Genomic DNA, 23,818 nt, shown 5'->3' with positions numbered 1-23,818 from the left:
CCTATGTCCCATCCTTTCCCACCCCCACCAATAAAATCTTTTGAGCGCCTGCAAGCCGCAGATGGCTTACTAATTAATGCCGAACGTTGGCGCACAGCCCATGAATATCACCGGAATCGGCAAAATGCTCAATATCAAAGCTTGAACCAACCAGGAATTGTCTGCGGTTTAGGCGTTCGAGATATAACTGCCCCAAGCCAAGTTGAAGCTAGATACCGAGATGGACGTTGGGTACAAATTCAACCTGGTATTGCCATTGATTTAGCCGGCAATCTAATTGTTGTACCGACTTCTTATGATTTTCCTATTGATATAGAAGTAGTAAGTTCTGAACCACTCATGATCTACTTAGTAGTTAGCTATGTAGACCCCGATGAATTGCGGCGCGGACAGCAAAGAGATATTGTTCAAGAAACTTATCGAATTGACCAAAGAAACTCTACACCAGCCAGTTCAGAAATAGAAATATGTCGGATACTTCTGCAACCAGGACATACTGAAATTATCCAACCTGCGGATGCTTTCTTTCCTGGATATAACAATATTGATTTGCGTTATCGCCGTCAAGCACAAATGCGTCCCCAAGCACTTGTCTGTATGGCGCAGGCGACTCATAGCGATCCAGAATGTGCGCGTAATTTTTTCAGCCTTTCATATTTATTACAAGCAGTAGAACCCCTATACCCAAGCTTGCGAGGGGCTGATGAACTAGGTCAGGTTTCTTTAGCAGAAAATATCCAAGACTATGACATTCTTTATCTTACAGGTGGACAAGCAATTTCTTTAAATAGCCTCGAATTTGAATCCCTCAGAAATTATTTAAATTTAGGTGGTGTGCTTCTAGTTGATGCACCAATAAATGCTAATCCTCTAATTGAGAGTACTCAAGCTTTGGCACAACAATTAGAAAGTCCTTTAAGACCTTTAGAAGAATTGCAACGGAGTCATCCTTTAAGGACAAAACCTTTCTTATTTGCTGCCTTGCCAATGGTTAACCAACAGCAGATTAAACTATTAATCGGTGGAGGAATTATTTTAGCTATTGGAGATTTGGCAACTGCTTGGGGACTGGATAGAGATTTGAGTTTACCCAGATTGACTATTCGGACAGCTCAGGAATTAGGGATTAATATTCTTCACTATGCTTGGAAGCGGCGACAGTTAATTGGTTTGCAACAGGAAGATAATTCTGGGCAGTGGTGAAAGTCAAAAAGAGGCAGGGGGCAGGGGGACAGAAAAAGAATTCGGGTATTATGGAAAGGGCGAAAGTACCGATTGGTTTCAACTTAACGGGAAACGGGCGGTTAGAAACCGCGTCTATACAAACAAAACCCACTTCCGTGGGTTTCAAACCCTCAAGGGAACTCCAAGAAATAAATTATTCAAAGTTGTGGAGTGGACATCTTGCCATTGGTGTCAACTTAACGTGAAACCGCTCGTCCGCCGGGAATTGAAATTCCCGTATAATAGCTAAAGTCATCTAAAGATGACTAAATATCGCCAAATATCTCCAGTCTACTTCAGTAGACTTAAGCTATTAGCCCGAAAATTTATTTTTGAAGTAATGGGTATTACTTATTACTCATTACTTATTACTCATTACTCATTTATTTATTTCCGGGCGGGCATGGCAGCCAACAGATATGCCAAATTCTTGCTGAGGAAAACCCCAAACTAAGGGGTAATAAATAACTTTAGCTACTTTTACTATTTTTTCAATTGTTCTAAATAAACAGCAACCTGCATCATAAAGCTGTTACATCTTTGTTAAGAATAGTTACAAGTTCTTAACACAAGGAAATATTTATTATGGTTATCTCACTTGAGAAAAATGCACCACATCAGGTTGTTATCGTTGGTGGCGGCTTTGGTGGACTGTATACAGCAAAGGCTTTGAAGAAAGCAAATGTAAATGTTACTCTCATTGATAAACGTAACTTTCATCTATTTCAGCCGCTTTTATATCAAGTTGCCACAGGTACGCTATCACCTGCTGATATTTCTGCACCATTGCGATCTGTATTCAGCAAAAGCAAGAATACAAAAGTGCTGTTGGGAGAGGTAAATGATATCGATCCAAAAGCGCAACAAGTTATTCTAGGTGATGAAGTAGTACCCTATGACACATTGATTGTCGCCACAGGTGTTAACCATTCCTATTTTGGTAAGGATAACTGGAAAGAATTTGCTCCTGGCTTAAAAACTGTTGAAGATGCCATAGAAATGCGTCGCCAGATATTTTCGGCATTTGAAGCAGCAGAAAAAGAAACCGATCCCGAAAAACGCCGTGCTTTGTTGACTTTTGTGATTGTCGGGGGTGGACCCACGGGTGTAGAATTATCCGGGGCGATCGCAGAATTAGCATACCAAACTCTCACAGAAGATTTCCGCAGCATCAACACTTCAGAAGCGAGAATTGTACTATTGCAAGGTGGCGATCGCATCCTCCCACACATTTCACCAGAGTTATCAAAAGTAGCAGCAGAATCTTTGCAAAAGTTGGGTGTGGCTGTTTACACCAATACTAGAGTGACAAATATTGAAGGTAACACCGTTACCTTCAAGCAAGGCGATGAATTGACAGAAATTACCTCAAAAACTATCTTGTGGGCAGCAGGTGTTCAAGGTTCGCCTATGGGGAAAGCCCTAGCAAAAAGTACAGGTGTAGAGTGCGATCGCTCTGGACGTGTGATTGTAGAACCAGACTTGTCTATCAAGGGTTATAACAACATTTTTGTAGTGGGAGATTTAGGCAACTTTTCCCATCAAAATGGTAAACCCTTACCTGGTGTTGCACCCGTAGCTAAACAACAAGGAGAGTATGTAGCTAAACTCATTAAACGCAGGTTGCAAGGTGAGACTTTGCCACAATTTCGTTACAATGACGTAGGTACTTTGGCGATGATTGGGCAAAATTTAGCTGTTGTAGATTTAGGCTTAGTCAAACTCCAAGGTTTCATTGCTTGGCTCTTTTGGCTAGTAATTCACATCTACTTCTTAATCGAGTTTGACACTAAAGTAGTAGTAGCAATTCAGTGGGGATGGAATTATATCACTCGTAACCGTCGCTCTAGATTGATTACAGGTAGAGATGGTTTTGTAGAAGGAAAAACTGTTAAGAATAGCGTACAAAGACCTTCTGTGACACCTCTGTAACTTCAGCAATTACAGAATCACTCAATGATGCTACAAGAGCTTGTTAGAGTGATGACTGTACCTTCTCTTATTTTGAGATGGCAAGAGAAATTAACGGCTTGAGGGGGAAGGAATTAACGTGAGTTTGATAAACCTCTCCCTACCTGGAACTAAAGTTCAAGTCTGTCTCTCTCCAAGTCGGAGAGGGACGGTTTTGCATGATTATAGAATCTTCATTAGAGGATGTTTGAAAAAGTTTGAATTATTGAGTGCATTAGACGTAGGTTGGGTGGAACAGAGCGCAATCCAGCATATATCAAAATGTCGAGCAGGGTGTTGGGTTACGCAAAGCCTTCACCCAACCTACAATTTTTTTGTTTCATTACTAAAATGTCTTTAATTTTGAATTTTGTTAGCGCAGCGTTAGCGAGTCCGCGTACTCTTACAGAGAAGCAAGCTACGCGCAGCGTCTCGTAGAGAGCGTCATTTTGAATTTTGAATTGTTAATGAGTTTGATTGTTTGAAATTGCAGCATTATTTTTATCGTGTTCAAGTTCTCTCATTAGAGAATCAAAACCACTGGTGTTGTTTCCGCCTTGGGCAAATAAAGACCGAATTTTATTGACGATCGCACTCATGCTGCTGGAGAGAAACCGACCAAGATTATTAACAAAATTTTTCAGTTTCTCAAATATCGCAACCTCTACAGTTGAGTATTTATTGACAATGGGATACACAATTTTTCCTTTTTCTGTTTCATAGTACTCTTCTTCAGGCATCAACATTGATTTGAGTGGTTGTACCTGTTTTGCCATATCGGCTTCAGTTCGTTTATTGCTGAGGAATAAAACATCATAAATTTTGCCATTCCAGCTAGCCCAATAATGGTTTTGAAAAAACCATCGTTTACCATCATCACAATTGGGCTTTTTCCCTTGGTGTGGCGTAGCTCCAGCTTCACTCAAAAAAGGTTTAGCAATACTTTCAACTGTTATTTTTTCAATACCAAAATATTCTTCTGCAACTTTTTTAAAAGCACGAGCTAATGTCTGACAATCCCCTTCTGGAGAGCCTTTCAATAGAGTATCTTGACTCTTACTCACCATTGTGTATTGAAATTGGATATTTCCAAAATTTTTGAAAAGCTGTTCCAGAATTTTATCTTCTGGTAATGTGTCATCTATGCCATTTACTAGTGTTTTGGCTAGCGAGTATTCTTGTAAAAATTTTTGCTTTTTATCTGCTGAGTTATTTGCTGCTAATATTTCTTCAGACTTTGCTTGTTCGTTCTTAATACCTGGTAAGGTTGTCTGCTGTGCATCCTGGTTTTGTGAAACAACTCGATTAATTTGGTTAACTACAGAAGTAGCAACTCTATCCGCTTCTTGCTCATATTGATCTCCTGATTGACCAATAGTGAGTTTTGGCTGTATTTGTCCCATTGACACAATCTCAGCACGTTTGATCGCCATTTTGCTCAGGTGATGACCAAATTGGGAAGAGTGTTCTTTTCCTTGCTGCAACGACTCATTCATCTTTGTTTGCAATACAGTGAGTCGCTCTTGTCCCTCTGCTGTGATCGTGCCGTGCTTGGCTTGTATCTGGAGTTTTGTTGCCTCAAATTGATACTGTTGAAATTTCTGATTTTCTATCTTCGCCTGGACTATAGGCTGGTTGGAGCGAGTAGTTAATAAATGCGTAGGCGTAGCCCGTCGTAGACATCGCAACTGACTTTGCTCTGACGAATAAGCGGATGAGTCAGCTTTTTTGTGGATTTGTAGCCGTTCTTTCATCGCTAGTTTCAAAAGTCAATAGTGGGTAATCTATATATTATGTCACTTACTTAAAGATCCCCGACTTATTTAAGAAGTCGGGGATCTGATTGTTTACAAACGATTTAGGATTGCGATAATTTCTATTGGCTTAAGAACGCCGTACATTTAAGCAACACCATTCTTTTCGTTTCCACAGGGTAGCGACAACCCAACCATTTTGTTCTAAGGCGTCAGCAACAGCTTTAGATTGTTCCAGCAAAATACCACTGAAGATCGCCCAAGTTTCAGGTTTAGCGATCGCATTCATTTCTGGTATCAATTCAATAATTACATGAGCCAAAATATTGCAGACGATACCATCCACTGGACTTGCAATTAATTTTGTCAAAACGTCTACACTTCCCAATGCTGGTAGTAAACGTTCTGAGCTAATGTCATTCAGGGCACCATTACTAAAGGTTGATTGCACCGCTAAAGGGTCATTATCTACTGCATAGACTTTCTCTGCACCCAGTAACAGCGCTCCAATGGAAAGGATACCAGAACCACAGCCAATATCCGCAATTATCAGATGTTCATGTTTGCCACTATTACCCACAAAAGACTGAGGAACGCCACTTAGCCGCATTTCCAGAGATTCCAAACATAGCTGAGTCGTGGCATGGTTGCCCGTACCAAATGCTACACCAGGGTCGAGACGAATCACTAACCGTTCTGTTTTTTCTGGTAATGGTAGCCAAGCGGGGTTAATTAAGAAGCGATCGCCTATTTCTTGCGGATGCCAATATTGTTTCCAGCTAGTCGCCCAATCTTCCTCATCAATCAACTGCCATTGTAGTGAGGGAGATGAAACTCCTACACAGAGGGCATCTTGACGCAGCCACAGCGATAGTGCTGCCAAATCTAGTAGCTCTGTTTGAATTGTCGGCAGATAAGCCCTGACTAAAGATGAGTTTCCTTTGTTTTCGCTAGCTGTACCACGACAGCCAAAATCTTCCAGTCGCCAAAAGATTGATTCTTCTAGGTCTGGCTCACATAAAATCTGTAGTTCCCACCAGGTGTTTGCCATACAATTTTAGATTTTAGATTTTAGATTTTAGATTGGGGAGTAGGTAATGGTTAATGACCAATGGAAAAAACAATGAGCAATTAGCCATTACCAATCCAAAATCCCTTCGGGTTCGGCAGTCCCCCAGACGCTCGATAACTCGCTAACGCTGCGCTATCGACGGGAACCGCCATCGCGCTTCTCTTCGAGACGCTCCGCGAACGCGTCTCCCCTTGGGAGAAGACGGGGGCTACCTCACCAAAATCCAAAATCCAAAATTAGAGAGTTACCGTATACGCGTCCCGAATACCAGGGACTTTGATAATTTCATCCAAAATGCCCTCTGGTAAAGGGTCATCTATGCTCAGAGCCATTACCGCATCGCCACGGACGATTTTACGACCTACCTGCATACTGGCAATATTCACATTAAAACTGCCGAGTAGGGAACCAAGTTTGCCGATGATCCCCGGCATATCGCGGTGCAGGGTAAACAACATATATTTACTGGGTGGGACGTTAATCGGGAAACCGTCAACGTCGGTGAGGTGGATTTCTCGCTCACCCAACAAAGCGCCTGTTACCGAATGAGTACCTAAAGTACCTGTGGCTTCAAGATGCAGTGTGCCGGCATAGTCTCGAATGGAAGCATCACGGGTTTCAATTACCCGAATGCCGCGTTCTTTGGCTTCTATACTGGCATTTACGTAATTTACTCGTTCCCGCAAAGCTTGGTAAAGTAGTCCTTTCAGGGCAGCGACGATTAAAGGCTGACTTTTGTTAGTTGCGAGTTCGCCTTGCAGTCGAATATTCAGTACTTCCACCCGTCCGCCAGCTAGCTGTCCTACCAGATTACCGAGGGTTTCTGCTAGCTGCATGTAGGGTTTGAGTTCTTCCAAAACGTCGGGGCCGAGTCCGGGGATGTTGACGGCTGAACGCGCTGGTAGTCCTAAAAGTACATCGCGAATTTGTTCGGCAACATCAATGGCCACATTCACTTGAGCTTCTGCGGTAGAGGCTCCCAAGTGGGGGGTGAGGATAACTTCTTTGCCTAGCGATCGCAACTCAGATTCACCCAGCGGTTCTGACTCGAACACATCCAAGGCTGCACCACCGATTTTACCAGCTTTCAGAGCTGCTGCTAAAGCTACTTCATCAATGATCCCACCACGAGCGCAGTTGATAATTCGGGCTGTAGGTTTCATCTTTGCCAAGGTTGTGGCATTGATTAAGTGCGTGGTTTCTGGGGTTTTGGGGATGTGAAGGGTGATATAGTCTGCTTGCTGGAAGAGTAAATCTAGTTCCACCAACTGACAGCCAATTTGTTCGGCTCGTTCTGTAGAAATAAAAGGGTCGTAAGCTAGGAGTTTCATTCCCATTGTCTTAGCTACAGCCGCAACATGGGAGCCAATTTTGCCCAAACCGACAACGCCAAGAGTTTTTTTGTAGACTTCCGCGCCGACAAAACTATTACGATCCCAAGCACCGCGTTTCACCGAAGCGTTAGCATCGGGGATGTGGCGAGATAAAGCTAAAATCATTGCTAGTGCGTGTTCGGCAGCGGCAATTGTATTTCCCTCTGGAGAATTGACTACCACAATTCCCCGACGTGTGGCAGCGGGAACATCTACATTATCCACCCCCACGCCAGCACGACCGATGATTTTTAACTGGGTGCCGGCATCAATGATTTCTTGAGTAACGCGTGTACTAGAGCGAATCATCAGCGCGTCATACTCACCAATAATTTCGATCAGTTCTGCTGGTTTTAGACCTAGTTTGACATCAACAGTTGCAACTTGCGAAAGAATATCAATTCCAGCTTGGTCAATAGAATCGGAGACAAGAACCTTAGACATGATTATTTCATTTAAAGCTACAGGTTTTGCTGCACAAGACTTTTTAGTTTAGTCTTTATCTGTCGCAATTCAGCAAAAATTATTCATTTGAATATCGACTTAACTTTAACTTACACTATATGGTCGTGGTCTCAAAGCATCAGTTGCTTCCGGTGGCTAATGCCTGCTAAGTATTTTTATTGCTGACTACAAACTCTCAAAACTAGCTTGACCAAGTACTAGCTTAGAAATCGCTATAATTCTGGTGAGCCAAATATCCTATGAGTTTTGGGGAAACCACCCATGTTAGAGTACAACTTGCCAAGGTACTTGCCCTCAGCCGAAGAACTACCGGACTCTGATGAAACACCTGTGGATAACGAACTGCAAGAATTGATCCCAGGCTTGCTTAAAGCTATCCTGCTGATACTTTGGGCAGAACGCCTAGACTGGTTGTTTGCCATAGATATGGGTATTTATTATCACCCAGATAAACCGCCAATTGTGCCAGATGGGTTTTTGAGCTTAGGGGTAGAGCGTTTTTATGATGAGGAACTGCGTCCTAGTTATGTGCTGTGGGATGAAAATGTTGTACCGATTTTTGTCCTAGAAGTAGTATCCCAAAATTATCGTAAGGAATACACTACTAAATTGGCTGAATATGAGGCTTTAGGTGTACTTTATTACGTAATTTACTCCTCTCGTCGCCGCCGTAAACCACATCTGGAAGTACATAAATTAGTTAATGGTAAGTATGAATTGCAAGAGGGAAACCCAGTTTGGCTACCAGAAATTGGCTTAGGAATTGGTTGCGAAAGGGGAAATTATTGCGGTGTAACACGGGAATGGATGTATTGGTATGATGAGCAAGGACAACGATATCTCACGCCCGCGGAACAAGTAAAACAAGCAGCACAACTTGCTCAACAAGAGACACAACGCGCTCAACAAGCAGAACAACGGGTGCAAAAATTGACTGAACAATTAAGAGCGCTGGGAATAGATCCAGACAATTTGGGTTAACTGAAATATTTTGCAATATTTTCAACAAGACTCAAAAACTGAGTTTTTTAGATTTATGGCAAATGCCTAAATCAAGCCTCGCTACTGGAAACTGTTAGTAAAAAACTATTGCTTTTTAGGAATAACATTCCTGATTCCACTTTTGCTAGAAACAGTATCAGTTTTATAACGAGGGATAATATGAATACTAGTGTGCATAATATTTTGACCTGCGGCTCGATTGATGTTCATTCCTATATTAAAACCATCAGGTTCAAATTCTGTTTGGAGAATTTCTTGCACTTTGTTCACCATAAACCAGCAAGCAGATTGCTCCTTTAATGGCAGTTCAAAATAATTGCTAACATGACGTTTGGGAATAATCAAAACATGACCTTTACTTATGGGATAGCCATCAAAAATAGCATAAGCGGTTGCTGATTCAGTTAATAGTTTGAGAGTTTTATGGGGATTACAAAATATACAATAATTAGATGAATTTCGCTGATAATTATAATGGATATATTCATATAATTCCCGACGTTCATCTAAACAAACGGAGGGGAAGGGAAGTTTGACAATACACTGATAGGTAGGTTTCTTGTGAACATAATGTTCTCGAAAACCTTCTTTTTTGAGATCCCGCCTTACAGCGTAATAAGCTTTACCTCCTGGTTTTAATAGATGTGATACTTCCATAAGAACATTAGCTTGTTCTTCAGTAAATAAAACATTTAAAACATAAAAGCAAATTATTGTATCGAACTTATTATCAGGATATTCTGGAAAATAATAAGGGTCGTAACCTGTAATATCATAACCTTTTTGACGCAATATTTTAACATCATTCCCAAAGCCACAACCAAAGTCTAGTATTTTGCCTTGTAACAGGTTTTGATTTAATAAAAACTGTGCAGGAAATGACAGATAACTTCTTTCGATCGCAGTCAAATGACTGAATTGATTTTTTTGCTGTTTCATGGAATGAATTTTGGTGCAGATATCCCAAATTTATTATTCCCAGCATCCGTTGAGGTTATGCGATCGCATCTAATAATTTTTAAGGTGAAAACAGGTATCACTGTCGAGTAAATAGTTCGCAAGCTGTAATCGCGTAGGCGTAGCCAGCCTTAGGCATCACTTACAGTACGACTGGAATATATTTCATCAACAATTTGTTCTACGGTGCGTGTATCTTCCCACGTTCCAAATGTCTCTTCTAACGGTTCACGGCATTGCTGAATGTACTCACGTAAGGCATCCGTTAATCAAAGTTTGGTAATTTCCTCCCACCTGCTGTCTGAACTTGGTCACGAAACCATGCTAATACTTCATCATCTAGGCGAATTGTAATTCGAGTTTTGCCTGTTGGTCTTGATTCAATCGCTCCCCGCTTGCCCTGTCTAAAATCATACTCAGCTTCCATAATTTCCAAATTTAATACAGTGCTACTGCACAGCTATTCAAGCCTCAAAAATCTTCATCATCGACAAAAAATTCCGCATCGTCTTCCAATCGAGAATTACGCTGCCCAACACCAGCAAGTCCCCACAGAGGTTGCAGCACTGCCATACCAATTAACCCGACAACGGCGCTAAAAGCCAGCACTAAACCCATTGGTATCTGAATCGATTGGAATGTTAAGAATTTTAACGATACGGGTGTGGCATTTTGGACTGAAATAATTGCGATCGCGATTACCCAAACCGCTACAACTAGAGATGTCAAAAAAGGAGCGAGAGTTTTCATACTTTGATTGAAGTTAGGAGTTAGGAGTTAAGAATTGTTAATTTATAACTCTTAACTCCTCACTTTTAATTTTTATGCCTCTAGTTTAGCAATGACATTCTCTAACTCTTGGGCGATTTGGGTGAGTTTTTCGGGAGTGTTGGTTTCGAGGTAGACGCGCACCAGTGGTTCTGTACCGGAAGGACGCAGTAAAATCCAGCTACCTTCTTCTAAATAGAGCTTAATACCGTCTTTACGCCCCACTTCCTTGACTTTAATGCCAGCTACTTCTGTAGGTGGATTTTTGGTAAAAGAGTCGATGACGGCTGTTTTATGCGCCTCTGTGAGGTGCAAGTCTAGGCGGTTGTTATAAAGTGGCCCATCGGCTTCGGCGATCGCTTCTGCCACCAACTGACTCAAAGGTTTGCCTTCATAGGCGATCGCTTCTGCCACCAGCATATCGGCTAATATCCCGTCTTTTTCGGGAATATGCCCAATAATACTCAAACCGCCTGATTCTTCTCCACCAATTAATACAGCAGTTTCACGCATTTTTTCGCCGATGTACTTAAAACCAACTGGTGTTTCGTAAATTTGTAGCCCATTTTTAGCCGCGAAATTATCCAGCAGGTGGGTTGTAGCCACAGTGCGGACGATCGCGCCAGTTTTACCTTTGTTTCTGATTAAATGACGTGCTAGAACTAACAGCACAGTATTCGGAGTGAGGACAGTTCCTTGTTCATCAACAATACCAAAGCGATCGCTATCTCCATCCGTCGCCAAACCTAAATCAGCGCGATCGCGAACTACTGCTTCTGCTAACTCAACTAATTGTTCTCCTTTGGGTTCTGGCATTCCACCGCCAAATAAAACATCCCTCCAATCGTGAAAACTTTCTAACTGAACGCCACTACGTTGCAAAACTTCATCTAAATAGCCGCGAGAGGTAGAATACAAAGCATCATACTTTACCTTTAAATTAGCGCTTTTAATCTTTTCTATATCAAGTAAGGTGTAGATAAATTGTAGATAATTAAGTTTCGGATCGAAAATTGAAATTGAACCTGATGGTTTACTCCCAGGCAACTCATCCGATGCACTTTTTATATTTGCCACAATAGTATCAGTAATCTCTGGAGTGGCAGGCCCAGCATAATCGGGTATATATTTAATTCCACAGTAGCGTGCTGGATTATGGCTAGCAGTAAACATTAATGCCCCTGCGGAATTTAAGTGACGGGCGTTGTAAGCAATTACTGGTGTGGGGCAATCTCGATCGGTAATTTTTACAGTCCAACCCAAGTCTGCTAGGACTTGGGCCGCTGTTTGGGCAAACTGATCAGCTAAAAAGCGAGTATCGTAGGCAATAAGTACTGGTCTATCTTTTGTGTAGGCTGTTACTAAATAAATGGCAATTGCCCTTGTTACTTTCCGTACATTGGGAAATGTAAAGTCATCGGCAATAATCCCTCGCCATCCATCAGTACCAAATTTTATCTTGCTGGACATTTTTGCCACTTGCTCTTGTACATTATCAGTACTATAAAAGCTTCCCGCAAAGCGTGGGTAGCAGCAAGTATCCACCGAAGTTCTTTTCTAAGCAAGCCTTAGCTTAAACTTCTCCCCACCGTATTTTCTCTCACTGTTTCTGAGCAATGTCAACCCCCGATCGACCTTTTGCCAGTTATCACCTTTGGTCTCTAGTTGCCCCAGCGACCGGGCAAGAACGCTGGCATTGCCAGATGAGACGGGGGTTTATCAAAGCACGGCAACACGAACCACAAGTCAAAGCGCTATTAGCACAAGCCACCGCACCCCAGCGGATAGGCATACTCGCCCAAAAAGGCATTTATGAGTTTCATCATCACAGGCATCTGTTGAAGCAAGCAGATGGTGTAGAAAGAGTTGCACAGCTACTAAAATTAGCTCACTCAAGCGTTCAAGTCCAGCAACGCGTGCTGCAAATTTTGCAAAAATATCACGATGCGCCGTTGCTTTTGGATAAACATATTATCCAATTAACTCCAGGTGATGAAGGCTTTCCCAAACCGATAGTAGTTGAACAAGAAGATTATTGCTTTCGTTTATACGCGGCTATGGACTGCGTTTTTATTGAGTCTGACAGCACTTTACATATTTTGGATTTCAAAACTGGTAAGTCGGCTTTTGACAAACGACAGGCATTAGTTTACTTGCTAGCGGCTCGTTATCTTTATCCTGGACGAGAAGCTGTTGCATCATTTTATAATTTGGAAGTATGTAAAAAGTCGGAGTTAATTAGCATTAATAATAGTGAATTAGAATCATTAAAATTTGAGTTAGCTAATATTGCCCATAAACACCAACACGACCTGCATAAATATCAAGAAGAAACTAGTAATTTCAGTAAAATTTTCCCTCCTAATCCTGGTTCTCACTGCCGTTTTTGCCCATTTAACTCCATCTGTGAATTTGCCGATTTTAAGCAGCATCAATCATATCCAATGCCCAGTTTAAGAGTTAATAGCTAATTAATTTACCTATTTCTCTTGGTTAAATTTTCAAAATAACTTACTAAATACTCGTATTTTTACTGACCTAATTTTCTTCTTATATCAGACAACCTAGATATCAGATACACCGATTTTTATCTTTGGTTGTAAGGAGTTAAGACTAGTGCGATTAACCGCCAATCAATCTGTATTTAGATTAGTAGGAATTTGGACGTTTCTTTTACTTCTCATGTTTAAAGGGATTTTGCCTCAACCAGTTTATGCATTGCTGTTGTCTCTAGATGCTTGTGCTGTTAAAGCTGAATGTGCTGTTGTTATAGGCTTAGAATTAGCTCTTACTACGAAGGTTGCAATTAGCAAAGCTCAAAATGAGGAGGTTCCAAATAAAGCTAAGGAGGGATATTGTTCTTTTTATCCACTTAATTTGGTTTGTGGGCCACAAGGTCAATCTTTAGTTCTTTATAATTACAAATTTCACCAAGCAGTACATTACAAGAGGTCTGGACATCCCGACAGATTTGTAACCCATCATTATCGAAGTTGGCGACCTGTGCCAGGGGCAATTAGAAGTTTAGCTCAATATCCAAATATTGAATTTGGTGGTGGTTATCCTCCATCTGGTGATTATGTAACCTGGATTCGTTTAAATGATGGAGATGGTAATAATCAAACTCGTGGAGTCATTTATGAATACTCAACTGGCGATACTATGACATGGGATGATTATGCAAATTATTCTAACAATAATATTGAGGGAGAATGGATTAGTGATGTGGTTCGTGCTGATATACTGCCAGATAATTCATCTCCTCATGATAGGAAAGATTGATTTCAAGAAAAGCGCGAGGTTAACAGAGAGTCTTAAGGTACGTTAGCTTACGGCATAATACACTCTACTAGCATGTCAAGGCTAAAATGTTGCGAAAAAATTGTAAGTTGGGGAGCCACAGCGCCCTTGCGGGTTCCCCGCGTTGTAGCAAGTTGGAGGCTTTGCGTAACCCAACCTACGTCTAATGCACAATTTTTTGCTTGCCATGCCACTACAAATTTTTTTTGCTGGGGAGTAGAGAAGTTGCAGTAAATTTTTCCCCTCTGCCCCTCTGCCTTTTGTGCGCGATGCCCAATGCCCAAATTCAAAAGTCCGGTAATTCTTTAAGAATTGTGAACCGAATATGATTTATCGCTAAATCACCGATGGGGATATCTTCTTTGGTTAGCCGCGCACCTTGACTTGTCACGGTTTCAAAGGTGATACCTTTGCCAATTTCAATGTGATACCAGCACAAGCCCATAAAAAAGCGCGTCGGATAAGGCCCACCTTCAGCAACATCGTCAGGATTTGATTCCATTGGCAACCAGCCAAAACTTGGGATGTAGAATTCTAGCCAAACATGATTAAAGTCGGGTTGTAGTGGAACTCCTAGTAAGTCACTATGAGGAGGACATTTGTATCTACCTACGGTGCGACAGGGGATGCCATTTAAACGAGATAGGGCAAGTAAAACACCGACATATTCGCCACAAGAACCAACCCCCCGTTCTAAAACTGTATCTGGCGCGTCAATATAAGGTTTAATACCGTAAGATAACTGGTCGTAGACGTAGTTGCGGATGCTGTGCATTTTCCGCAGCACATTGGTTTCAGAACCAATCGCCTCTCTGGCGGCACGGCGAACAATGGTGGTATCCATTGCTAAATCGTCGTCATCCACTAGGTAGCGTGTCTGTAATTCTGGGGAAAGTTCAGGAACGTCTTCTACATCTCTGGGTGTGATGCGATATTTAATTCCTCGAACTTCCAAAAGTGCTTTCCAGCCAAATATATGCCGTTCGCCTGGGGCAAGAGAATCAAATTTAAAGACTGCTACCCGTTGCCCCTCTATCACTTCTTCGGTGAAAGGTATACCAATGGGTTCAACGTGTTTCACCTTTTGACGCTCAGTTTCCGATGGTAGGGCGATGCGCCATTCCACATCAGGGATATAAACCTCGTCTAAGGGTGCAATTTCCTCAGCATAAGACATTTCAATGAGATAGCCATTGGAGAGGGCGTAGCGCTTATCTGGCTGGTAATGATAATACAGAGGATGAATAAAAGTGCGATCGCGGAATGTTAATTCATGACTAGGATCGGCATTGGGGTTATCCCGAATATAAGGCTCCTCTGAGGCATAGGCGACGTAAATACTTTCTTTGCCTGTTTCGTAATTTTTATGGATTGCGATGCCTGTGGGACATTCAAAAGGTGTTAGGACACTGAATTGCAGTTCTCCTGTGGCCCTGTCCATCGCGTAAACTGATTGTTCGATGCGATCGCAAATCCACAGCATTTCTTGGTTGACTGCCAAATTCTCGATCCCAACTCCAGGAGCATAAAATCTGGTAATCTCTTTTCGGGTTTCGCGGTCAAAAACCAGAATGTAACCTAGTCTTTGGCAACTGACATAAACTGTTGTTTCCCAAACAGCAACACCGTCAGCCGCATAAGGCAATGTCACAAAATGTTCGAGATCCAAAGCATTTAGCTTGCACAAATAAACACTATTTTCTCGGCTCACCCACAGAGTATCTTCCCACGCCGCTAGACCAGTGACATCGGTAAATTCTTCAACTTGATGGGGATTGAGAATTTTACTGTTGTCAGAGGCGGGATCGATTTCCAGTAGATGCCCTTTAATACTGTCAATGGCAATCAGTTTATCTTTGATGAAAGTAATGCCACATAGGGCAGCAGCAGTAAGCGGTCGAATTGTTTTTTGCCCAAACATCTGGCTAACGGTCAAAGTGGGGAGTGCAAAACTCATAAAACCTTATGGTAAGTGTAAAAGTGACTGGGGACTGGGGACTGGGGATTAGGTGCCAAACCCTTAAAACGCCACGTTTACGGCGGGGTACTAACAATTATCGGTACAATGTGTTCCGAAAAACTCTTTCGTGAGAAATAATACTATGTCAAAATCGGAAGAATTTACAAATGTTAAGAATTACAGATACATTCATCTGACTGGGCGATCGCCTTAATGTAACTTTAGGAGATGGAATTCCTGCCATCACTAAATTATGATCGAATTTTGTAACCATTTGCTGTGACCTACACGATGTCTGCTAATTCTCTGCCTGAAGGTGCCGCCGTTTGGCATAGTTTAGAAGTTGATAAAGCGCTAGACCTGCTTGATAGTAATGCAGACAGCGGCTTAACACCCCAAGAAATTCAACAGAGATTGCAAAAATACGGCCCCAACGAACTTGAAGAAACTGCTGGCCGTAGTACTTGGGAAATTCTCCTAGATCAGTTCAAGAACATTATGTTGTTGATGCTGATTGGCGTTGCTCTAATTTCTGGCTTGATAGATTTATGGAGTTGGCAGTCGGGCACTTTGAAGCCTGGTGAAGTGCCATTTAAAGATACCATCGCTATTTTAGCAATTGTCATCCTTAATGGCATACTCGGCTACGTCCAAGAAAGCCGGGCCGAAAAAGCCTTGGCAGCCTTGAAAAAAATGACCTCTCCCTTAGTGCGCGTAATCCGCAACACCAGATTTGTGGAGATAGCAGCTAAGGAACTAGTTCCAGGGGATGTAATGCTGCTAGAAGCTGGGATGCAGATAGCCGCAGATGGCCGTTTGATCGAACAGTCGAATTTACAAATACGCGAGTCGGCCTTAACTGGTGAAGCCGAAGCGGTGAATAAACAGGCATCACTCAAATTGCCGGAGGAAACATCATTAGGCGATCGCCTCAATGTCGTCTTTCAAGGTACTGAAGTAGTCCAAGGACGCGGCAAGGTTCTGGTGACTAACACCGGCATGACTACAGAATTGGGTAAAATTGCTGCAATGTTGCAGGCGGTAGAAAGTGAACCTACGCCTTTACAGCAGCGGATGACTCAACTGGGTAATGTCCTGGTTACGGGTTCTTTAATTCTCGTGGCGATCGTTGTCGTCGGCGGTGTCATCAAGGACGGAGGTTTTAAAAACATCCAAGAACTCTTGGAAGTTTCCTTGAGTATGGCCGTTGCTGTAGTACCAGAAGGTTTACCAGCTGTAATTACCGTCACCTTGGCACTGGGAACCCAGCGAATGGTGCGCCAAAATGCCTTGATTCGCAAATTGCCAGCAGTGGAAACATTGGGTTCTGTAACTACTATCTGTTCTGATAAAACTGGTACACTGACTCAAAATAAAATGGTGGTGCAATCAGTTTCCACCAATAACAAAACTTTTCGCGTCACTGGCGAAGGTTATGCACCAACAGGGGACTTTCAGTTAGATGGTCAAAAAATTTCCTTAGAGGAGTCTCCAGAAATCCCAGCGTTATCAGTTGCCTGTACTATTTGTAATGACTCAGTGTTGCAAAAAGAACAAGGTGAATGGGCGATTTTGGGAGATCCTACAGAGGGTGCATTGTTAACACTGGCGGGAAAAGCCGGAATTGAAAAAGACCAGTGGAACAGTATGTTACCTCGGGTTGCGGAGTTCCCCTTTTCTTCGGAACGGAAGCGGATGAGTGTCATTACTCAGGTGGAGGGAGTCGCCACAGGTGAAGCATTTTCGAGAGGAATTGACCCGGCGATCGCCGGCTTTCTGGAATCTGAACCCTACTTAATGTTTACCAAAGGTTCTCCAGAGCTAACCTTGGCACGTTCCACTCAGATTCATTTGGGTAATTACACAGGCCCATTGACCGAAGAACACCGCCAGAAAATTTTGGCAGAAAATGACCTGATGGCGAGTAAAGGTTTGCGGGTGCTAGGTTTTGCCTACAAACCTTTAGTAGAAATTCCACCGTCAGGTTCAGACGAAACATCTGAGCAAGATTTAGTCTGGCTGGGATTGGTGGGAATGCTAGATGCACCACGCCCAGAAGTCAGGGCAGCAGTTCAAGAGTGTCGGGATGCAGGTATTCGCCCAATCATGATTACAGGCGACCACCAATTAACAGCACGAGCGATCGCCACCAATTTAGGAATTGCTCAAGAAGGCGATCGCGTCCTCACAGGTCAAGAATTACAACGGATGACTGACCAAGAATTAGAGCAAAACGTTGACCTGGTAAGCATCTATGCCAGAGTTTCTCCAGAACACAAACTGCGAATTGTCCAAGCACTGCAACGCCGGGGTAGATTTGTGGCGATGACAGGCGATGGTGTCAACGATGCCCCAGCCCTCAAACAAGCCGACATCGGGATTGCAATGGGCATTACTGGCACTGATGTCAGTAAAGAAGCCAGTGACATGGTGTTACTTGATGACAACTTCGCCACCATTGTTAGCGCCACTAAGGAAGGTAGAGTTGTTTACACTAATATCCGCCGCTTTATTAAATACATCCTGGGCAGTAACATTGGTGAAGTTCTCACAATTGCAGCCGCACCCTTAATCGGCTTGGGAGGCGTTCCGCTTACTCCCTTACAAATTTTGTGGATGAATTTGGTGACAGACGGTTTACCAGCCTTGGCATTAGCTGTGGAACCTCCAGAACCAGATGTCATGCAACGTCCGCCTTTTAGTCCTCGTGAAAGCATTTTCGCCAGGGGATTAGGTTCTTACATGATTCGCATTGGGATAATATTTGCCATTATTACCATTACGTTGATGTGGTGGGCTTATCAACATACCCATGCTGCTGGGTATCAGGGCGATCCTGAAACTTGGAAAACAATGGTATTTACAACTTTGTGTATTGCCCAAATGGGACATGCGATCGCCATTCGCTCCAACAACCGACTAACCATTGAGATGAATCCCTTCTCCAATATCTTTGTACTAGCGGCTGTTGTCGTCACCACGATTTTGCAGTTGATGCTAGTTTATGTCCCACCCCTGCGAGATTTCTTTGGTACTCACTACCTAAACATACAAGAATTAGGGATTTGTATTGGCTTCAGCGCCTTAATGTTTGTCTGGATTGAAGCAGAGAAGATATTTTTGCGGATTATGGGCAAGAAGGCTGTGTAAAAAACGGGGCATGGGGCATGGGGTATGGGTTATTAATTATTCTCCTCTACCCCTCTGTTCCCCTGCTTCTTCTTTGTCTCCTCCTCTCCAATCCCCAATGCTCCATGCCAAATCCCCACCATGTACCTAAAAACTCTAAACCTCCGACAATTTCGCAATTATCAAGACCAGCAGGTTGAGTTTACTGCTGCCAAAACAATTTTGGTAGGTAATAACGCTCAGGGAAAGTCGAATTTGTTGGAGGCGGTGGAGTTGCTGGCAACATTGCGATCGCACCGCATGACCCGCGATCGCGATTTGGTTCAAGAAGGGGAAGCTATAGCCCAAATTTATGCCACCCTTGAGCGACAAACAGGTGTTAGCGATCTGACCTTAACCCTGCGCCGCAATGGTCGCCGTAGCGTTGCTCTCAATGGTGAATCGATCCGTCGTCAAATGGATTTTCTCGGTGTTCTCAATGCCGTCCAATTTTCGAGCCTGGATTTAGAACTAGTACGCGGCGGCCCGGAAGGTCGCCGCAACTGGTTAGATACACTTTTAATTCAACTCGAACCAGTTTATGCTCATATTTTGCAGCAGTATAATCATGTGTTACGTCAGCGCAATGCCTTTTTAAAAAAAACTCAAGACTCAGAACTCAGCACTCAGCACTCAGAACTAGCAGTATGGGATGCACAGTTAGCGACTACAGGAACCAGAGTAATTAGACGGCGCGATCGCGCCATCCAAAGATTAGCTCCCATTGCGAGTACTTGGCACGCCAGTATCAGCGGCAGTACAGAAGTTCTGCAAATCAAGTACGTACCGAATATTCCTTTAGAGGATAATCAGCCAGAAGAAGTACAGCAAGCTTTTTTAGCCAAAATTCAGCAGAGAGCGATCGCTGAAATGCACCAAGGTACTACCCTGGTTGGGCCCCATCGCGACGAAATAGAATTAACTATTAACCAGACACCCGCTCGTCAATACGGTTCTCAAGGTCAACAACGAACGCTGGTTCTAGCCTTAAAATTAGCCGAATTACAATTAATTGAAGAAGTCGTCAAAGAGCCACCATTACTATTACTTGATGATGTTCTTGCCGAATTAGATTTATCCCGCCAAAATCAACTGCTTGATGCTATTCAAGACCGCTTTCAAACCCTGATTACTACCACTCACTTGGGTTCTTTTGATTCCCAGTGGTTGAAATCCTCCCAAATTCTTTTTGTGAAAGCAGGACAATTAACAATTCAAAATTCAAAATGACGCTCGATGATTCGCTCTAAGCGTTGGCGTCTTCCAAAGGAGAAGAGAAGCCATGCCGTTGGCACAGCCTCTCGTAGAGAAGGCTTTACGCTGCGCTAACAAAATTCAAAATTAAAGACATTTCAGACGGGTATTTAAACTCCGATTTTCCAGTCCCCAGTCCCTAATCCCCAGTCCCTTTTTCAATGATGTTTTTCTAACCTTTTAAAAACGTTGAGAACTAAAAAAGTCAAGAGAGCGCCAATCAATCCTAACTGCCATAAACCACAGCCGGCAGCAATTCCCAATGCAGCTGAAACCCAAATAGCTGCTGCTGAGGTGAGTCCGTGAATTTCAAGTTGCTGTGATTCTTGGGATGATTGGCGGACAATTTCTCCCGCTCCGAGAAATCCTACACCAGCTGCAATCCCCTGAATGACGCGGCTAAGTGCATCAGGACTACCTTGCAATCCTCCTGTTTGCATGATTGTCAAGGTAAACATGGCTGAACCTAAACTCACCAGTGTATGAGTTCTTAAACCAGCTGGTTTGTGCCTAATTTGGCGTTCTAGGCCGATTATTGCTCCAATAAGCAATGCAACGCATAGCCTGAAGCTGATATTCAGCCAATCATTAGTTGCAAGGTAGTAAGTGTTTGGCAATGCTTAAGTTTGATATAGATAATCTTATATACTAGGTTAAATGGTAATGCTTTTATACAAATAGTACAAAAGACTCTAATCTTTTTTTAATGGAGTTTAATCCAAATAAGTTGGATTTTATCAATTCAGGAATACTTTTTAAACTGCGAACTAACATCTTACATTATTAGAATTATTTCCTAATAACGTTTTGTTTTATTCAACCAATGGAGGTTTGCATTGCTCAATTATCACCAATATCATAATCTGGGCAAACTACATAAGTTTTAAGTTTATTAAATGGTTTTTCGGTTATTTAAAATAACTAAACTATAAAATACCGCCTGAAATTGCTAGATTTAACCTATACACTCAATAATTAAATATGAACCCGTACAGCACTCAGCACTGATTCAAGAGTCAATGGATTGACGGCTGATAACATACCAGGAAGAAATGGCTGTGCCTACAAATAGACAACTGACAACTAACAAATTGAGTGGATAAACTCTACTGGCTAGACCAAATTAAACTACAAGACCGCTCCAAAGTAGGTGACAAAGCGTTTTACTTGAGCAAAATTATCCAGCGTGGCTATCCGGTGGTGCCTGGTTTTGTCGTTTCGGCAGAAACTTTACGGCAATTTCTCGAAAATCTCAATAGTTCAGAGTCATTAGTGGCTGACTTACCCCATTCTTCGTTACACCTGGATGTCACTAATTGGCGGCAACTTCAGCAGGTGGCTAGTCGCTTGCGCCAAGAAATTCTGACTGCGACTGTGCCACAGCAATGGGTAAGCACAATTTTCCAAGCAGCTACAGAATGGCAAACTGGCTGTTTGATTCTTCGTCCGACTTTAGCAGTATCAACTACTACCCCAGGAATGAAGAATATATCTGGTTTGCTGGAGTCGGTATTTTGCCAGTGCGAACCCGAAGCGATCGCCTTAGCTTTAAAGCGTACTTGGAGCCAGATATTTCGGGCCCGGAGTCTTTTATATTGGCAGCACTCAGGAATTAATCTGCAACAAATTAATCTTGCAGTTTTGGTGCAACCTGTTGAGAATGCGATCGCCAGTGGCTTGCTCACAGCCGACCCCTCTGGGTGGGAAATTGAAGCTACTTGGGGATTAGGAATTGCGATCACTCTTGGCGAAGTACAGCCAGATATCTACTACATTCAACCGGAAACTAGGGTCGTACTTGAGCAACAACTGGGTAATAAAATGCTCGCTTATAGTGTTGATGATGCCGCGCCTGGAGCTTTTTCGCAACCCGTGGCGAATTCAGTGCTAACAACAAATCACACTTGTCTGACTACCTATTTACTTCAAGAAGCCCAACAAAAACAGTACGCTTTACAAGAAGAATACTTACAACAAATAATTGCTCTGGGAATTCAACTGGTGAGTGAACTAGGTAAAACCTTCACCATTAAATGGACTCTTGCTCAACAACCTACATCTAGCAAGCTCTACATCACACAAGTTAGTCCTTCCCAATCTGTAATTCCCCACTTACACTTCATTCGGGGACTGGGAGCAGCTGGGGGACGTATTGTAGCCACAGCGCTGGTAATTATTAATCCCCAACAGAAACCCGAACAACTACCCAAAGGAGTAATTTTAGTAGTACCAACAGTTACACCTGATTGGTTGCCATTACTGCAACAAGTTGCTGGTATTATCACAGAACAAGGGGGATTAACCAGCCATGCGGCAATTCTGGCTAGAGAATTAGGTATCACCGCCGTAGTAAACGCCACATCTGCCACAACTTTAATTCAAACTGGTGAACGACTGTTGCTTGATGGCGACAGAGGAGAAGTTTATCGCATCAAAGGAGACTCAAAGGAGGAGATGGACAAAGGAAGAGAAGAAAATCTTCTTTCCTCCCGTCACCCCAGCCCAAAAGTATCTCATCCTGCTGTTACGTCTCATCTACCTATGATTGCTACCCAATTACTGGTTAACTTGAGTCAATCCACTTTAATCGAACAAGTGCAAAGCTTACCTGTGGATGGGGTGGGATTGTTGCGCTCAGAATTGATGGTATTAAATATATTGTCTGGGCAACATCCTAATAGTTGGATTTTAAGCGGGCGTCAGGCAGAATTGTTAGAGCTATGGTCAGACCAGATTATGCAGTTTGCCCAGGCATTTGCACCAAGACCAGTTTTTTATCGTTCTTTAGATTGGCGATCGCAAGATTTGCCATCATTGAGTGATAGTTTAGAATCTTCGCCCCAGTCGATGTTAGGGGAACGCGGCACTTTTAGCTATTTACAAAATCCCGCAGTATTTGAGCTTGAACTGAAAGCTTTGGCGAGTGTACAGCAAGCTGGCTACAGCAATGTCAACCTACTATTACCCTTTGTGCGGACTGTGGAAGAATTTATCTTTTGCCGTCGCAAAGTTGAACAAGCTTTTTTAACTGAGGTAGCGCAGTTTCAACTGTGGATGATGGCAGAAGTGCCAAGCGTACTGTTTTTATTGCCAGAATATGTTAAAGCAGGTGTTGCCGGAATTTCTATTGGTAGTAATGACCTGACCCAATTATTACTAGGAGTAGATCGAGAACAAGGACAGCTAGCAAGAGTATTTAATGAACGCCATCCGGCTGTGATGAAGGCGATCGCACAACTAATCAAAATGGCTGAAAGTGCTGGTATACCTTGTTCAATCTGCGGTCAAGCACCAGCCCTCTATCCAGAAATTATCGACAAGCTAGTGGAATGGGGTATTACTTCCATTTCCGTGGAACCGGAAGCAGTCGAGCGAACATATCAAGCGATCGCTCGTGCCGAACAACGCCTAATTTTAACAGCGGCACGACGAAAACTGCATTAGTTAAGAGTGATTCAATTTTGGATTTTAGATTTTGGATTGAAGGAAAAATCTAAAATTAGCAGAGTTATGCAAAATTTTAAAGTGTCTTTGATTCTAATACCAATTTCAAAAAAGAATGTGACAAATA

The 23,818-nt window shown here is 42.6% G+C and carries 17 protein-coding genes and 1 pseudogene; 8 read left to right on the top strand and 10 right to left on the bottom strand.

What is annotated here, in order from left to right; all coding sequences use genetic code 11:
* Positions 1 to 3 precede the first annotated feature (3 nt).
* Together V7L31_RS03300 and V7L31_RS03295 are read left to right on the top strand one after the other, a co-directional pair.
* A complete protein-coding gene (locus tag V7L31_RS03300; RefSeq protein ID WP_334694930.1) occupies positions 4 to 1,203 on the top strand; it encodes a DUF4159 domain-containing protein in 1,200 nt (399 codons plus the stop codon).
* A gap of 606 nt (positions 1,204 to 1,809) precedes the next feature.
* Entirely contained in the window at positions 1,810 to 3,156 is a 1,347-nt protein-coding gene (locus tag V7L31_RS03295; protein ID WP_334694929.1) for an NAD(P)/FAD-dependent oxidoreductase, read from the top strand.
* Between the two features lie 482 nt (positions 3,157 to 3,638).
* Here V7L31_RS03295 and V7L31_RS03290 read toward each other — a convergent pair whose 3' ends face one another.
* The 3 genes from V7L31_RS03290 to serA form a co-directional block, all read right to left on the bottom strand.
* Positions 3,639 to 4,928 (bottom strand): hypothetical protein, encoded by a 1,290-nt coding sequence (locus V7L31_RS03290; RefSeq protein ID WP_334694928.1) that lies wholly within the window; start codon positions 4,926 to 4,928, stop codon positions 3,639 to 3,641.
* A gap of 130 nt (positions 4,929 to 5,058) precedes the next feature.
* Positions 5,059 to 5,979, bottom strand: a complete 921-nt coding sequence (gene prmA / locus V7L31_RS03285; protein ID WP_334694927.1) for a 50S ribosomal protein L11 methyltransferase — start codon at positions 5,977 to 5,979, stop codon at positions 5,059 to 5,061.
* 257 nt (positions 5,980 to 6,236) lie between these two features.
* Complete coding sequence (gene serA / locus V7L31_RS03280; protein ID WP_334694926.1) at positions 6,237 to 7,817, bottom strand: phosphoglycerate dehydrogenase; 1,581 nt, start codon at positions 7,815 to 7,817, stop codon at positions 6,237 to 6,239.
* Between the two features lie 282 nt (positions 7,818 to 8,099).
* Between serA and V7L31_RS03275 the strand changes: the two genes are divergently transcribed.
* Positions 8,100 to 8,819, top strand: a complete 720-nt coding sequence (locus V7L31_RS03275) for a Uma2 family endonuclease (protein ID WP_334694925.1) — start codon at positions 8,100 to 8,102, stop codon at positions 8,817 to 8,819.
* A gap of 105 nt (positions 8,820 to 8,924) precedes the next feature.
* Here the strand turns inward: V7L31_RS03275 and V7L31_RS03270 are convergent, their stop codons facing one another.
* From V7L31_RS03270 to V7L31_RS03255, 4 genes and pseudogenes are all read right to left on the bottom strand, one after another.
* On the bottom strand, positions 8,925 to 9,779 hold the full coding sequence (locus V7L31_RS03270) for an HIT family protein (RefSeq protein ID WP_334694924.1): 855 nt from the start codon (positions 9,777 to 9,779) through the stop codon (positions 8,925 to 8,927).
* Between the two features lie 149 nt (positions 9,780 to 9,928).
* Positions 9,929 to 10,224, bottom strand: a pseudogene (locus V7L31_RS03265) (BrnA antitoxin family protein).
* Between the two features lie 44 nt (positions 10,225 to 10,268).
* Positions 10,269 to 10,547, bottom strand: a complete 279-nt coding sequence (locus V7L31_RS03260; RefSeq protein ID WP_334694923.1) for a LapA family protein — start codon at positions 10,545 to 10,547, stop codon at positions 10,269 to 10,271.
* 72 nt (positions 10,548 to 10,619) lie between these two features.
* Entirely contained in the window at positions 10,620 to 12,035 is a 1,416-nt protein-coding gene (locus V7L31_RS03255; RefSeq protein WP_334694922.1) for a phosphoglucomutase/phosphomannomutase family protein, read from the bottom strand.
* A gap of 146 nt (positions 12,036 to 12,181) precedes the next feature.
* On the opposite strand from V7L31_RS03255, the gene V7L31_RS03250 reads away from it, so the two are divergent.
* Together V7L31_RS03250 and V7L31_RS03245 are read left to right on the top strand one after the other, a co-directional pair.
* Entirely contained in the window at positions 12,182 to 13,036 is an 855-nt protein-coding gene (locus V7L31_RS03250) for a PD-(D/E)XK nuclease family protein (protein ID WP_334694921.1), read from the top strand.
* Between the two features lie 145 nt (positions 13,037 to 13,181).
* Positions 13,182 to 13,847, top strand: coding sequence for a hypothetical protein (locus tag V7L31_RS03245; protein ID WP_334694920.1), 666 nt, complete (start codon positions 13,182 to 13,184; stop codon positions 13,845 to 13,847).
* Positions 13,848 to 14,151: 304 nt separating this feature from the next.
* Here the strand turns inward: V7L31_RS03245 and V7L31_RS03240 are convergent, their stop codons facing one another.
* Complete coding sequence (locus V7L31_RS03240) at positions 14,152 to 15,822, bottom strand: transglutaminase family protein (RefSeq protein WP_334694919.1); 1,671 nt, start codon at positions 15,820 to 15,822, stop codon at positions 14,152 to 14,154.
* 148 nt (positions 15,823 to 15,970) lie between these two features.
* Positions 15,971 to 16,099, bottom strand: coding sequence for a hypothetical protein (locus V7L31_RS03235; RefSeq protein WP_334694918.1), 129 nt, complete (start codon positions 16,097 to 16,099; stop codon positions 15,971 to 15,973).
* A gap of 17 nt (positions 16,100 to 16,116) precedes the next feature.
* Here V7L31_RS03235 and V7L31_RS03230 point away from each other — a divergent pair, with 17 nt between their 5' ends.
* Positions 16,117 to 18,975, top strand: coding sequence for a cation-translocating P-type ATPase (locus V7L31_RS03230; protein ID WP_334694975.1), 2,859 nt, complete (start codon positions 16,117 to 16,119; stop codon positions 18,973 to 18,975).
* 120 nt (positions 18,976 to 19,095) lie between these two features.
* Positions 19,096 to 20,223, top strand: a complete 1,128-nt coding sequence (gene recF, locus V7L31_RS03225; RefSeq protein ID WP_334694917.1) for a DNA replication/repair protein RecF — start codon at positions 19,096 to 19,098, stop codon at positions 20,221 to 20,223.
* A gap of 182 nt (positions 20,224 to 20,405) precedes the next feature.
* Here recF and V7L31_RS03220 read toward each other — a convergent pair whose 3' ends face one another.
* A complete protein-coding gene (locus V7L31_RS03220) occupies positions 20,406 to 20,864 on the bottom strand; it encodes an MgtC/SapB family protein (RefSeq protein WP_334694916.1) in 459 nt (152 codons plus the stop codon).
* A gap of 478 nt (positions 20,865 to 21,342) precedes the next feature.
* On the opposite strand from V7L31_RS03220, the gene V7L31_RS03215 reads away from it, so the two are divergent.
* A complete protein-coding gene (locus V7L31_RS03215) occupies positions 21,343 to 23,691 on the top strand; it encodes a putative PEP-binding protein (RefSeq protein WP_334694915.1) in 2,349 nt (782 codons plus the stop codon).
* Positions 23,692 to 23,818 lie beyond the last annotated feature (127 nt).

Source organism: Nostoc sp. (genome assembly GCF_036916655.1).
Lineage (GTDB): Bacteria > Cyanobacteriota > Cyanobacteriia > Cyanobacteriales > Nostocaceae > Nostoc.
The sequence above is the reverse complement of the archived record's forward strand: the minus strand, read 5'-3'. Positions and strand labels throughout refer to the sequence as shown.